The 13,036-nt window shown below is 59.1% G+C and carries 12 protein-coding genes; 6 read left to right on the top strand and 6 right to left on the bottom strand.

Annotated elements, in window-relative coordinates:
• Window positions 1-36: 36 nt before the first annotated feature.
• Window positions 37-993 carry an anthranilate 1,2-dioxygenase regulatory protein AndR gene (gene andR, locus BUS06_RS23410; protein WP_074266808.1) on the bottom strand — a complete coding sequence of 319 codons (957 nt, stop codon included), beginning with the start codon at window positions 991-993 and terminating at the stop codon, window positions 37-39.
• Between the two features lie 189 nt (window positions 994-1,182).
• On the opposite strand from andR, the gene andAc reads away from it, so the two are divergent.
• Genes andAc through andAa form a run of 4 tightly spaced genes read left to right on the top strand, consistent with a single transcriptional unit; the run spans window position 1,183 to window position 4,483 of the window.
• Complete coding sequence (gene andAc / locus BUS06_RS23405) at window positions 1,183-2,454, top strand: anthranilate 1,2-dioxygenase large subunit AndAc (RefSeq protein ID WP_074266807.1); 1,272 nt, start codon at window positions 1,183-1,185, stop codon at window positions 2,452-2,454.
• 15 nt (window positions 2,455-2,469) lie between these two features.
• Window positions 2,470-2,943, top strand: a complete 474-nt coding sequence (gene andAd, locus BUS06_RS23400) for an anthranilate 1,2-dioxygenase small subunit AndAd (RefSeq protein ID WP_074266806.1) — start codon at window positions 2,470-2,472, stop codon at window positions 2,941-2,943.
• 9 nt (window positions 2,944-2,952) lie between these two features.
• Entirely contained in the window at window positions 2,953-3,276 is a 324-nt protein-coding gene (gene andAb, locus BUS06_RS23395; RefSeq protein WP_074266805.1) for an anthranilate 1,2-dioxygenase ferredoxin subunit AndAb, read from the top strand.
• Window positions 3,266-4,483: an anthranilate 1,2-dioxygenase system ferredoxin--NAD(+) reductase gene (gene andAa / locus BUS06_RS23390; protein WP_074266804.1), complete on the top strand. Its 1,218-nt coding sequence runs from the start codon at window positions 3,266-3,268 to the stop codon at window positions 4,481-4,483. Before andAb ends, andAa begins: the two co-directional genes overlap by 11 nt.
• Window positions 4,484-4,493: 10 nt before the next feature.
• On the opposite strand, the gene BUS06_RS23385 is transcribed toward andAa, so the two are convergent.
• The gene (locus tag BUS06_RS23385) at window positions 4,494-5,414 is read right to left on the bottom strand and encodes a LysR substrate-binding domain-containing protein (protein ID WP_074266803.1); all 921 of its coding nucleotides are present in this window, start codon (window positions 5,412-5,414) and stop codon (window positions 4,494-4,496) included.
• A 163-nt stretch (window positions 5,415-5,577) separates the two neighbouring features.
• On the opposite strand from BUS06_RS23385, the gene BUS06_RS23380 reads away from it, so the two are divergent.
• Together BUS06_RS23380 and BUS06_RS23375 are read left to right on the top strand one after the other, a co-directional pair.
• On the top strand, window positions 5,578-7,047 hold the full coding sequence (locus BUS06_RS23380) for a carboxylesterase family protein (RefSeq protein WP_074266802.1): 1,470 nt from the start codon (window positions 5,578-5,580) through the stop codon (window positions 7,045-7,047).
• The gene (locus tag BUS06_RS23375; RefSeq protein ID WP_074266801.1) at window positions 7,044-8,360 is read left to right on the top strand and encodes an MFS transporter; all 1,317 of its coding nucleotides are present in this window, start codon (window positions 7,044-7,046) and stop codon (window positions 8,358-8,360) included. Before BUS06_RS23380 ends, BUS06_RS23375 begins: the two co-directional genes overlap by 4 nt.
• Window positions 8,361-8,423: 63 nt before the next feature.
• On the opposite strand, the gene BUS06_RS23370 is transcribed toward BUS06_RS23375, so the two are convergent.
• The 4 genes from BUS06_RS23370 to BUS06_RS23355 all read right to left on the bottom strand — a co-directional run bounded on the left by BUS06_RS23370 (window position 8,424) and on the right by BUS06_RS23355 (window position 12,942).
• Window positions 8,424-9,524, bottom strand: coding sequence for a porin (locus tag BUS06_RS23370; protein ID WP_143787636.1), 1,101 nt, complete (start codon window positions 9,522-9,524; stop codon window positions 8,424-8,426).
• A 683-nt stretch (window positions 9,525-10,207) separates the two neighbouring features.
• Window positions 10,208-10,906 (bottom strand): RraA family protein, encoded by a 699-nt coding sequence (locus tag BUS06_RS23365; protein WP_254368942.1) that lies wholly within the window; start codon window positions 10,904-10,906, stop codon window positions 10,208-10,210.
• A gap of 21 nt (window positions 10,907-10,927) precedes the next feature.
• Entirely contained in the window at window positions 10,928-11,713 is a 786-nt protein-coding gene (locus tag BUS06_RS23360) for an SDR family oxidoreductase (protein WP_074266799.1), read from the bottom strand.
• Window positions 11,714-11,814: 101 nt separating this feature from the next.
• Window positions 11,815-12,942, bottom strand: a complete 1,128-nt coding sequence (locus BUS06_RS23355) for a pyridoxal phosphate-dependent aminotransferase (RefSeq protein WP_254368941.1) — start codon at window positions 12,940-12,942, stop codon at window positions 11,815-11,817.
• Between the last annotated feature and the right edge of the window lie 94 nt (window positions 12,943-13,036).

Here is a 13,036-nt window from a genome sequence, read left to right as displayed (position 1 = left end):
GTGCTACGCAATCAGATTCAGATTGGCCACGTGCACTCAGCGAAGCTGACCGCGCCGCGGTGTTTCCGATGGCAGTTCGCCGAAGCGTTCACGATAGCCTTGCGCAAACCGTCCGAGGTGGGTAAAGCCGCAATCCAGCGCGATTGTCGCGACGCGTAACTCGGCCGTGCTCTCACGAATGATCTGACGCGCGCGATCAAGACGCATCTGTCGCAACAGGTTGATCGGGCTGGTATGACGAAAGCGCAGAAATCCCTCGGAAAGCGTTCTCACTGGCACGCCCGCGGCGCCTGCAATTTCAGGTAACTGGATGGGCGCACTCAGGTTGGCAGCCATGAACTCTTCGGCCCGCCGAACGAACTGTGGAGCGATGGTGGGTGGGGGCGATCCGCCGCGCCGCGACTCGTAACCGCACAGCAGACCGATCAGCAAGGATTCGACGTGTGCCCCGACGGTCGGGTTATGGGCGGCAGTGTTCAGCAGGTCGCCTGAACTGGCGACAAGTTTTAGTTGTTCTTTCCACGCGCGCATCGGACCGCTTGCCAGCGATACGGACGTTTCCGCGCCAATTAGGGAAGCCGTGTCGTCGGTGAGCGAAGCTGGGTCGATCCGCATGATCAACTGCTCGCAATCGGGCGATAGCAACGCGCTAAAGGACTCGCCAGGAGCGCGAATGACGACGCGCTGGTCGTCCACGACAATCTTCCTGCCCGCCGCGAGGACTTCCGCATGGCCGGCCACGCAAAACATCATCAGGAAGTATCCGTCGACCGCTTCGACATCCACCTGTATGGCGCCACCGAAGTGAATCGTGCCAATGCCGAGTCTGCCCACCCGCACGAAATCCATGTGTGAACGACCGTGCACATTGCCTTGCGGAACCAGCGAATGCGGCTGCATGACCTGCGAAATCAGTTCACGGGTCTCGTCGAGGTCGGCCGATTCGAACAGCCGGTGGCGCCGCAATGCGGGAAGTCGGGGATCGGATCTCATGATTGTTTCAGCGCGCTTGCGCAGACGCCACGCACCTCGCCATCGTTTATAAAGCTGCCGGAACTGGATATCGCGGGCGTGTCCGGCCAGAAACGGATAGACCCGGGATTTTCTGCCTCCAAAAATAACTCCGCAATGCAGCAACGACTCCGTTGCCGCAACGCACCCTCACAATGCGGAGAAAATAGCATGGAAACGGTCGAATCGCCTGTGATCTTCAGGAATACGCTGGACAGCGACTTGGTGCAGTTCCCGCGCGATGACGGTTCACGCGTGCCCTATAAGGTATTCAGCTCGCAGGCTGTATTCGAGCGTGAGCAGGAGCGCATCTTTCGGGGTCCCACATGGAACTTCGTTGCGCTCGAAGCGGAAATTCCAGATGCGGGTGACTTCAAGAGCACGTTTGTCGGCGATACACCTGTTGTCGTCACGCGCACCGAAGACGGTTCGCTTTCGGCCTGGGTCAACCGTTGCGCGCATCGCGGCGCATCGGTGTGCCGGAAGGCGCGAGGCAATGCCACTTCTCATACGTGCGTGTATCACCAGTGGAGTTTCGATAACAGCGGCAATCTGCTAGGCGTGCCTTTCCGGCGTGGCCAGAAAGGCATGACAGGCATGCCACCCGACTTTGACCCGAGACAGCACAGCCTGCGCAAGCTGCGCGTCGAGAGCTATCGCGGCCTCGTGTTCGCCAGCTTCAGCGACGTGGTTGCGCCGCTGCCCGAATATCTTGGCGCGGAAATGCGGCCGTGGATCGACCGGATCTTTCACAAACCGATCGAGTACCTCGGCTGCACGCGGCAATACTCGAACTCCAACTGGAAGCTGTATATGGAGAACGTGAAGGACCCGTATCACGCCAGCATGCTGCATCTGTTCCATACGACCTTCAACATTTTCCGCGTCGGGATGAAGGCGCGATCGATTCCCGATGCGACGCACGGCCTGCACAGCATCATCACTGTGACGAAGACCGGTGAAGACACGTCGGCCGCTTACAAACAGCAACAGATCCGCTCGTTCGATGAAGGCTTCGCGCTCGAAGACGATTCGATCCTCGGTCTCGTGTCCGAATATGACGAGGACACCACCAACCATATTCAGCCGATCTTTCCACAACTGGTGGTTCAGCAGATTCACAACACGCTCGTCGCGCGTCAGTTGCTGGCTAAAGGCCCGGACAACTTCGAACTGATCTTCCACTTCTTTGGCTATGCCGACGATACGCCTGAACTGCGCGAGTTGCGCATCAAGCAGGCCAACCTGGTGGGGCCGGCGGGCTATATCTCGATGGAAGACACTGAAGCCACCGAACTCGTGCAACGCGGCACGGTGCGCGATGCAGACGCGGCGTCGGTGATCGAGATGTCGCGCAGCAACCCGGACCAGCAGGATACGGTGATCACGGAAAGCCTGATTCGGCGCTTCTGGGTCGGCTATCAGAAGCTGATGGGCTATTGAATAAAGGATACCAAAATGGATCAGATGAAGCTTTGGTTCGAAGTGAACATGCTGCAGAACCAGTACATCAGCAATCTCGATAACGACAGGCTTGAAGCATGGCCCACGCTCTTCACCGAAGATTGCCTGTACGAGATCGTGCCGAAAGAAAACGCGGATATGGGACTGCCGATCGGCGTGATTTACTGCACGAACCAGAAAATGCTGCGAGATCGCGTTGTGTCGCTGCGCCACGCCAACATCTTCGAGGAGCACACGTATCGTCATATGACCTCGGGTCTGACCATCACGAGCGAGCAGGACGGCGTGATCGAAACCGAGAGCAGCTATGTCGTGGTGCAGACGCGCTCGAACGGCGAGTCGGACGTGTATCAGGCAGGCAAGTATTACGACCGCATCGTGCGCACGCCGGACGGACTGCGTTATCGCGGCAAACGGGTGATATACGACACGTCGCGCGTGCAGACGTTGCTGGCGACGCCAATCTGAGGAGGGGGCATGGAACAGACCATTGATAACTGGCAGAGCATCGGCACACTCGATGACTTTACTGAAGGGGAACCCGCGGCTGTGATCGCAGGCGAGCGTCGGATCGCCGTGTTTCGCGTCGGCGACGAAGTGTTTGCATTGAACGATCTATGCACGCACGGCCATGCGCGTTTGTCCGAAGGCTTCGTGGAAGACGGATGCGTCGAATGTCCGCTGCATCAGGGCCTAATCGATATCCGTACGGGTGCGCCGCGTTGTGCTCCCATTACGGAAGCAGTGCGTGCGTTTCCGATCCGGATCGTCGATGCGCGGGTGGAAGTCAATGTCCAATGAACGACATGTGATTGTGGGCGCCGGCCATGCGGCGCGGCGCGCGGCGGAGACGCTGCGCGCACTGGATGCGGACGTGCAGATCGTGATGATCGGTGAAGAGCCGCATGCGCCGTACGACCGTCCCGTGTTGTCTAAAGACGCGCTGATGTCCGAGGACGGCGAACGGAAGGCTTTTATCCGGCAGCATGAATGGTATGCGGCGCAGCGTATCGATCTGCGTTTGTCCGCGACGGTGACCGAAGTCGATCGTAGGCGTTCGTGCGTGCGGTTGCACGACGATAGCGAAATCGGCTATGACAGGTTGCTGCTAGCTACTGGTTCGCGCGTGCGCCGCTTCAGCGGCGCCGTGGACCCGCGCGTGCCACTGCACTATGTGCGCACGCTTGCCGATACGCGGGCATTGCGCGCCGTCCTCGCACCGGACAGGCGTGTTGCGATTCTGGGTGGTGGTTTCATCGGGCTCGAAGTCGCTGCCGCCGCGACTCAGGCCGGCTGTAAGGCTACCGTGATCGAGCCTGCGCCTGCGCTGCTGCAGCGTGCGTTGCCAGCTAGTGTGGCGCAACAGATCGCCGCGCTGCATCAGCGCAATGGCGTCGAACTGCGTCTCGGCACGATGCCGCAGGCGATTAGCTATGGGAACGGGCATGCGACGATCGGGACCGATGCCGGGGCAGTGGCGGCGGATGTCGTCGTCATTGGTATTGGCGTCGTGCCTAACGTCGAGCTCGCCGAGGCCTGTGGACTTGAAGTGCGCAATGGAATCGTGGTCGATGAACAGTGCCGTACCGGCGACCCGAAGATTTTTGCCGCAGGCGAAGTCACGATGCATGCCAGTCCATTGCTTGGCTGCAGCATCCGGATCGAATCGTGGCAGGTGGCCGAGAACCAGCCCGTCGTTGCTGCGGAAAACATGCTGGGGGGTGATGCGATATACGCGGAATTGCCTTGGCTATGGTCGGATCAGTTCGACTGCAATGTCCAGACGCTGGGCGTCATCGAGGCGCAACATCGTCTCGTGTCGCGCGGTGATCCCGCTGCGGGCTCGCTTTGCGTCATGGCTCTGGACGAAAGCGGGCGTATGCGGGCGGCAATTTCCGTCAATTCGGGGCGTGATATCGGCGTATGCAGGCGGCTGATCGCGAGCAAAGCGGCAATCGACGAAGCGCGGCTCGCCGACGCATCTGTCTCACTGCGCTCGCTCCTGTGAGGGCGGGCGTTCAGCGTGCATCAATCATGCTTTTCAGTTGCTCGAGGAACGTAGACGCGGCCTTGCTGAGCGTCTTGTCGCTGCGGGTGACGGCGACGAGCGGGCCGAGATGAAGCGGTAACTCACACAGTACGGGTTGCAGTCGATACAGGGCGTGCAACTCTTCTGCGATGCATTGCGATGCGAGCACGAGCGCGTCGCTCTTGCTTGCCAGCCGAAACGTCAACGGCGAAGATTGTGAGGAGACGATATCCGTTCCGAAGCGCAGACCCATGTCGCGCACGGCGAACTCCAGTTGCTGCCTGATGACATTGGGTTGCTCGGGTAAGACCCAGGGGAAACCCAACAGATCTTCGAGCGCCACCGGCTTCTGTGTGAGCGGGTGTCCCTGACGGGCGACAAATAGCGGATGGTCGTCGCGAAGCGGCACTTGCAAGTGCTGGTTGCCGCCGTAGCCGCTCGCTAGACGTCCGATGACAATATCCACCAGGTCCTGATCCAGACGCTCGAGAAGGGATTCCATCGAATCCTCGCGAACATTCAGGCGTATCCTGGGCGATCTGGTGCGGAATTCCGAGACGCAATCGGCGAGGACTTCCCACCAGTTGAGCGGGAAGAACACGCCAATCGACAATGTTCCCATGTCGCCGCCGCGTAGCGCGTCGAGTTCCGCTTCAGCACGCTGGACGTCGCTGGCGATCAGGTAGCCGTGGCGTACAAGGGCTTCTCCAAGAATCGTCGGACGCATGCCGGACGACGTGCGCTCGAACAACTGCGCGCCCGCGATAGTCTCAATCTCTGCTAACGCCTTCGATATCGCCGAGTGACTCACGATGAGCGCCTCTGCTGCCTTCTGCAGACTCCCGCATCGCGCTATTTCGAGCACCACCGAAATATGACGCAGCTTCAGACGCTGTTGCAAGGAAGTCATAGTGGGTGGCTCATGAATTTTCTTCAAGGGCAATAGCGAAATTTTCCGTTTTGTTTTCGCAGCAGCCGCGTCAACATCGCAGTCGATGCACGACAGCATACCCCGGCTGCAAACCCGTTCGCAACGCGCCTTGCAGTCACATGAAGACAAGCGAGACAGATTGATGATGAAGACAACCATTGCACATTGCGCACAAGGTGTTCTTAAGGGCGTGCTGGACGACGGCGTTCATACCTTTTTCGATATTCCCTATGCTGCCGAGGCGGCCCGCTTTCTCCCTGCGCTGGCGCCATCCGCATGGTCCGGCGAGCGCGACTGCACACGGCCTGGACCGGTCTTTCCGCAACTGCCGAGCCGCCTCGACTTCGTGATGGGTCCAACAGCCAGTGGCGCGGACATGTCGGAGGACGCCTTTCGGCTCAACGTTTTTACACCCTCACTTTCCGGCAAGCTGCCGGTCATCTTCTGGATTCACGGGGGCGGCTTCCTGACGGGCGGAGGCTCGCTGCCGTGCTACTTCGGCGACCGGCTCGCCAGAACCGGACGCGCCGTGGTGGTGACCATGAACTATCGGCTTGGACTGCTTGGCAATCTCTTCATGGAGGGGATTTCTGACGGCAACCTCGCCGTTAGCGATCTCCAGATGGCCCTGCAGTGGGTCAGCGCGAATATCGGCAGCCTGGGTGGCGATCCGGAGTCGATCGTATCGGCTGGACAGTCCGCGGGCGCCTGGTTCACGCAACTGCTCGCTGCGATGAAGCCAACGAGCGCGCTGATCAAAGGCGGCATCATGTTCAGTTATCCGGGGCTACCGCCGACGACGCCTGAAGCCGCGCAGAAGATGGGCGAACAGTTCTGTGAGATGGCGGGAATCGACCCGTCTGCCGAAGCGCTGCGAACGATGCCCGTAGAACGCATTCTGGAATTGCAGACCTCGATGTTGCGTGCGCAAAACGGGTTTGCCGAGGTACCCGTGCTGTTTCGGAGCGTTTGCGATAACGCGGTACCGGCGAATCCGGGTGCACAAGCGCTCGAGAATTTTGCGGGCAAACCGCTGATGATTGGCTGGAACCGGGAAGAAATGGGCAGCTTCTTCGCGAGCAATCCTGCAATAGTCGGCGCGACAGAAGAGCAGGCCTTGAAGAAATATGGTGAAGAATTCGGAGAGCAAGGCGAGTCGCTCTACAGGCGAGCACTCATGCGCCGGCTCAACGGCCGACCGTACACGAGTCTCGTTGATCTTGGTTCGGAGAAGCTGTTCAGGCTCCCGGCACTCCGGTTCGCTGCGGAGATAGAAGCTTCGGGCAGCGACGTCTTCGCCTATCAGTTCGACTTTCCATCGCCTCAGGCAGACGTAGGGGCAGGTCATTGCTTCGAACTTCCATTCGTATTCGGTAACTTCGAAGACTGGTTTGATGCACCTATGCTGGACGGCATCGACCGGACGGGGGCCCACTCGCTGTCGACCTGCATCCAGGAGTACGTGCTGAACTTTGCCGAGTCGGGCGATCCGAATGGCGGTCACTTGCCGCTTTGGCGCGCCTATCGGCGCTCGAAGGGGCAGGGGATCATGCGTTTCGGAGAGGTGATCGAGACCGTGTCCGATGGTGTTGCTAGCGTCGACCCAATATGAACAAAATCGGCGAACTCGATAAGCCTGTCGGCGCTCAAACCTCACTCAACGCGTGGCTTATCTGCGTTGTGTGCTTCTGTGTCATCGCGGTCGACGGTTTCGATACTGCAGCCATCGCTTACGTGGCACCTTCATTGACGAGACTGTGGCATCTAGGTCATGCCGCGATGACGCCCGCTTTCGTGGCAACGAGCGCAGGCGCCGTGCTGGGGTATCTCGCCAGCGGCGCATTAGTACGGGCGGTGCCGCGGCGCACGTTGATTGCGCTGGCCATGCTGGTGTTCGGAGGATTCTCTCTGCTCACGGTTTTTTCGTCAGGGATCGCGGTTGTTTCCGTGATCCGGTTTTTCACGACGGTCTGCCTCGGCATGGTCGTTCCGGCCGCCATTTCGATTGCAGCAGACAGTGCACCCGATCATGCGCGCGCATCAGCCACGATTGCCGCGACAACTGGCTTGTCCGTCGGGGCCGCTCTCGGTGGTCTGGGCTCCCCAAAGCTGATCGCCGGATTTGGCTGGGAATCGGTGTTTTTTATCGGAGGATTCCTTCCCATTTTGCTACTTCCGCTCGTCTGGCTGGTGCTCCCACGAAATCTGCAAAAGACGGGAGTGCCTGATGCCACGCATGCCACGCATGACACGCATGACACGCATGACACGCATGACACGCATGACACGGCCGACACTTCATCGTGGTTCGGCGAGGTAAAGACTTTGTTTGGGCCGCGCCATCTGTCGGAGAGTGTTACGGTCTGGCTAGTGGCGTTCTTTGGCTTTCTTGTGAACTATCTGTTTGTCTTCTGGACGCCCATGTTGCTGCTGTCTTTCGGGTTCTCGGCCTCAGACGCGTCGTTGGGCGTGGCTGCGTGCGGACTCGGAGGAATCGTGGGGAACCTGTTGCTGTTTACAATGGCAACCCGCCTGGGTGTGCAACGGTCACTAATCGTGACGATATCGATTGCGATGCTGTGCATCGTAGGATTCCAGATTGAAGGACTCGAGCGGTGGGCCGCGCTGCTGTTGATCTTTGGTCTAGGCGTTGGGACAACGAGCGCTTGTGTCGGGCAATCTGCGCTCGCAACCACACTATATCCAGCGGCCCTCAGGACAACGGGTGTCGGCAATGCCGCGGCGATCGGACGAATGGGCGCAATCCTCGGGCCGTCTGCCGGCGGCTTGCTGATCTCGCTCGGCATCAGCTCGCAGCACATTGTTTTGTTGAGCTGCATCCCCTTGGCTTTCGTCGCGATCGTGTTGCTGGTTTCGCAGAGACTCGCAGCGAAGGGCAACGCGCCTGAAATTGAGAGACTCTAAGTGCGAGAGCGGACTCCACAGGGGACCTTGCGTCCCCTGTGGTCAAATGTCTCCGCGCGACGATCAGAACAGGTGCATGATGCTGATGCCCACCATGGTCTGCGCGTCGGAGCTCGAAGGGCTCGTCTGCGTCGAGTTGATGCGGGCGAGTGCGCCTGGGCCAGACGCGTGCTGCCAGACATAGGTCCCGTACACCGAAGTGCGCTTGGAGAGCTGGTAAGTCAGCGTCGCATCCACCTGGCTCGCGTGCGCGCTATCGAGAACTGCATTGCCGTCCATATACGTATAAGTCGTGGCGAAGTTCCAGAACGGCGAGAAGTCGTAACTTGCGGTGGTGTCGACAGCATCGATCTGGGCCCCGTTCCCGGTGTTGTGGGAAACCGTTCCCAGTACAGCAAGCTGAAATGCCTCAACCCGATACTTTCCGCCCACACCGATGTTCCGGATACCCGCATTGCCGTTGTCGTTCGTGGGCGACTTCGCCATCGTGTATACCGCCGCCACGCCGCCTGAACCAAACTCGTAGTCGACGCTGAAGCTCGACGAGTCGGAGTTGCCGAAATGCCCGGCTACGCCGCCAAAGCCGTACATCGCGCCGAAGGTCAGTCCGCTAAAGTTCGCGCTCTTGAATTTGACGGAGTTATTGATCGCCTCGCCGTTAAGCCGATCGAAATCGTAAGATCCGCCAATCACATACGGCACGCCGAATTTCGGAAACGGCCCCTGATGCGCACCGTAGAGCCCCTCGTAGAAAATGCCCGCATACTGCTGGACGGTCAGCGTATCGAATGTAAAGTCACGCTGTTGACCAAAGGTCAGGGTTCCGTACGGGTTGGATAGCCCTACGTATGACTCACGGGAGAAAAGGCTGCCCGGCGCACCGAGAATTCCCCCTGTATTCATCGAGAATAGTGTACCTAGATAGAAGAGCGCCTTGAGCCCGCCTCCCAGATCCTCTTTGCCCTGGAATGAGAGCGTATTGGGACGCAATATTCCAGAGTCCTCATAGATATTTGAGTGCCCCCCTACGTTGCTCGTATAGCCGATCCCAGCGCCAAGCAGCCCCGTTAGTGTCACGCTGCTTTGTGCGAACGCGCCTGACGAACATGCGAGCAGAAGAAATCCCGCCGGGCCCAACCTTCTTGCGTCTTTGCCAATTCCCACGCCAATCTCCTTTCCATCTTCTAGTCGATTATTTTCAATGCGCCGGACCTCAAACTCTGTTTGAGGTCGACTCGATAATCTACTGAAGTCGATGAAAACAATACGGAAAAAAGCGATTGGCTCCTTGAGAAAAACTACGCCCCTATGGAAGCGTATATGCCTAAGGCGCTGATCGGTCCAGCGTCGTAGACGGGACGAAGTTCGCTGGTCGCCGACGCGATTCGAGCGACGCAGCCCGTCCTCGGCACGCTGGCTCGTTTTGTCTTTGCTGCTACTTTGCCTTGCGAGATGAGGTCACTTTGCGAGACCATTTGGGCAATCTTCACGGACGTGCCAATGGGAACTGTAATGAGTCAGCGAGAGGGATCGAAGGGACCAGCGTGCTCGTGGCGGCAGAAGCGTTTTTCCGGCGTTGTGCGCACGCCGGTCGGCAGGCCCGCGAGATTTCGACTGCACAGTCCGCCGACGATCTTGCCCGGTTGCTGCTGGGCGTCCGTCTCGGCATACGGGTGCTTGCCCGGGCCGGACCGTGCGCTGCTGGAGGGAGTCGGGCAGCCGGCCCTGGCGCTGCTCGAGGTTGGAGCGGCGAGGGCCGGCTGAGACTTACTTCACCAATCTTCGGTGCAGCAGGAACCTGCTGTTTGCATGAAGCACCCCATCAATGAGCGGGGCAGATCGCCTGATCAGACGTGTCCATATTTCGCCAGCGCCTCAGCGAGACTCAGGCCCTGTTGCAATTCCGTGCGGATAAGACGTTCCTTCTCCGTCAGGTGTTCTGCCTGAATCAGCACGGTGTCGACCACGTCGTTTGGAATGACCAGTACACCATCTTCATCGCCGAGCACGAAGTCGCCGGGGTGCACCGTAACCCACTGCGAAGTAGCGCCACGCACGCTGACGGGCTCCTGCCACCCATTGACCTTCCAGCGCGCGATGGATTGCACCGGAGTACGGTAGCGCGCGAATACTGGGAAATCCTGATCGGCAATCCAGCGAATGTCGCGAATCCCGCCGTCAACTAACGACCCGACGCAGCCGCGCTCTTTCATGCCGATGGCGATGAGCTCGCCAAAATAGCAGACGCCTTCACCGTCGCCGCTCCAGACGGTCACGTCGCCTGTCGACACCCCCGCGCAAGCTTTCATCTTGTCCGGGTCGCCCCCGAGTTCGTACGGTGACATTTGGCCGCGAATGGTGTACGCCCAGCCTGCCAGTTTTCCACTGGACGCTGGATAGGGGCTAAGGACTGACGAGAGACCCTGATGGAACAGGCCGAGAGTATCAAGCACGTCTGCGACGTTGGAAGTGTCAACCGACAGGAAGCGTTGGCGAATGGCCTCGCGATCTTCGGCGCTTCGCACGGCTGGAGTTGTTTTCATCATCTGTACCTTAAGGAATGTTGATTAAATGCTGGGAATCATGCCGCCGTCGACGCGTACGACAGAGCCCGTAATGAAAGCGGCGCGCTCGCTGGCGAGGAAGGTCACCGCGTCGGCGTATTCTTCGGGTTTGCCGTAGCGCCTTGCCGGTATCGACGCCGTGCTTGCGGCTACGACTTCCTCGTAAGTCTTACCTTCACGACTTGCGCGCGCCTCATCCAGCGAGCGGATGCGGTCCGTGGCGATTCGTCCTGGCAAAACGACGTTGACGCAGATGCCATCGGCAGCGACCTCATTGGCGAGCGTCTTCGACCAGCCTACCAATGCCAGGCGCAACGCATTGGACATGCCGAGGTTAGGTATCGGTGCGACCACGCCGGACGAGGTGCTGGTGATAATGCGGCCCCAGCCTTTCTGTTTCATCGCTGGCAACAGCAGGTCCGTCAGATGCATCAATGACACAACCATCGAGTCAAATTGTTTGCGCCATTGCTGCGGTGCCACGCCTGTGGCCAGTGAGGGAGGCGGTCCGCCGGAATTGTTGATCAGGATGTCCGGGTCACCCACCGTGCGCCTCACGTCCGCAACCATGGCCGAAATGTTCTCCAGATCGGCCAGGTCGGCCTGGAAACCGTGGGCGGTTCCGCCAGCTTCGCGAATGCGCGACACGGTGTCTTCCAGCGCCTGACTGTTCTGGTCCGACACAGCGACTGTCACGCCTTCGTGGGCGAGCGCCAGCGCAATGGCTGAGCCCAGTCCGCCTCCGGCCGACATGACAAGCGCGATACGGTTCTTGATGCCTAAGTCCATGGAGAAACTCACTAAGGTTCGACAGATTTAGAGGTGCCTGTCAATCAGGCAAGCAAATTTATGCGGATTTCGTTTATAGGAGCTGCATGTCTGCTGGATTTTCATTTCAGCAGTTCGCAGGCCTGAATGATCCGGTCACACCCTAACGCCAGGCGCTCCTCTGACGTCGAGAACGAAATGCGGAAGTGGTCATCTGTGCCAAACGCAATCCCTGGCACTACGGCAACGCGCGCGTGGTCAAAGAGGTAGTCACAAAGATCGACATCGTTTTGCAGTACCTTACCTTCGGGCGTTGCTTTGCCGATCAGGCCTTCGCAGGACGGAAAGAGATAGAACGCACCCTCCGGACGTCGGCAGTGAATGCCGTCGATCGAGTTGATCTTTTCCAGCGCAGTGTCACGCCTGCGTTGGAACGCGTCGTTGCGCTCCTTGATGAAATCCATCGGGCTGTCCAATGCGGCTTGCGAAGCAGCTTGCGAGACGGAGCAGGGATTGCTGGTGCTTTGTGACTGAACGGTTGCCATCGCCTCGATTAACCACTTCGGACCACCGGCGAATCCGATGCGCCATCCTGTCATCGAGTAAGCCTTCGACATGCCATTGACCGTGAGAATTCGCTCCCGCAACTCCGGCGACTCGGAGGCAATCGTCGAGAACTGCCAGCCGTCGTAGCGGATGTGTTCGTAAATGTCGTCTGTCATCACCATAACGTGCGGATGACGTAGGAGCTCGGCGGCCAGCGCGCGTAGTTCCGCGCGCGAATAACCTGCTCCGGTGGGATTGCCCGGCGAGTTGAGAATCAACCATCTGGTGCGAGACGTAATCGCTTCGCGAAGCTGCTCTGCGGTGATCTTGAAACCTTGCGCGGCGCCGCACTGGACTTCGACAGGTACGGCACCGATCAACCGGACCATGTCCGGGTAGGAGACGTAATACGGCGCGGGGAGAATCACCTCATCGCCAGGATTCAGTGAAGCAAGTAGCGCGTTGAAAATGACCTGCTTGCCACCCGTGCCCACGTTGATTTCGCTGACATCATACGAAAGACCGTTGTCGCGCCAAAACTTCCGCACGACCGCTTCCTTCAACTCGGGGGTGCCATCTACGTCGGTGTAGCGTGTAATGCCGGAGTCGATGGCGCGTTTCGCTGCCTCGCAGATGTGTTCGGGTGTGGGGAAGTCAGGCTCTCCTTGGGAGAGGCTGACAACGTCGACACCTCTTCGACGCATTTCGGCTGCACGCCTGGTAATGGAAAGCGTCGGTGAAGGTTTCACCGCGCCAAGAAGTTGGGATAGCATGGGCGATAACATTCGTTTTCCTAAA

Origin of the sequence: Paraburkholderia phenazinium, assembly GCF_900141745.1 — a bacterium.
Classification (GTDB): Bacteria; Pseudomonadota; Gammaproteobacteria; order Burkholderiales; family Burkholderiaceae; genus Paraburkholderia; species Paraburkholderia phenazinium_B.
Note: the sequence above shows the minus strand (reverse complement) of the source record. Positions and strands in the feature narration are given on the sequence as shown.

Coding starts and splice junctions, on each gene's coding strand:
- andAa (WP_074266804.1), top strand. CDS start 3,266: ATGTCCAATGAACGACATGTGATTGTGGGCGCCGGCCATGCGGCGCGG.
- BUS06_RS23365 (WP_254368942.1), bottom strand. CDS start 10,906: ATGATGAAAACAACTCCAGCCGTGCGAAGCGCCGAAGATCGCGAGGCC.
- andAb (WP_074266805.1), top strand. CDS start 2,953: ATGGAACAGACCATTGATAACTGGCAGAGCATCGGCACACTCGATGAC.
- BUS06_RS23380 (WP_074266802.1), top strand. CDS start 5,578: ATGATGAAGACAACCATTGCACATTGCGCACAAGGTGTTCTTAAGGGC.
- BUS06_RS23355 (WP_254368941.1), bottom strand. CDS start 12,942: ATGCGTCGAAGAGGTGTCGACGTTGTCAGCCTCTCCCAAGGAGAGCCT.
- BUS06_RS23385 (WP_074266803.1), bottom strand. CDS start 5,414: ATGACTTCCTTGCAACAGCGTCTGAAGCTGCGTCATATTTCGGTGGTG.
- andAc (WP_074266807.1), top strand. CDS start 1,183: ATGGAAACGGTCGAATCGCCTGTGATCTTCAGGAATACGCTGGACAGC.
- andR (WP_074266808.1), bottom strand. CDS start 993: ATGAGATCCGATCCCCGACTTCCCGCATTGCGGCGCCACCGGCTGTTC.
- BUS06_RS23360 (WP_074266799.1), bottom strand. CDS start 11,713: ATGGACTTAGGCATCAAGAACCGTATCGCGCTTGTCATGTCGGCCGGA.
- BUS06_RS23375 (WP_074266801.1), top strand. CDS start 7,044: ATGAACAAAATCGGCGAACTCGATAAGCCTGTCGGCGCTCAAACCTCA.
- andAd (WP_074266806.1), top strand. CDS start 2,470: ATGGATCAGATGAAGCTTTGGTTCGAAGTGAACATGCTGCAGAACCAG.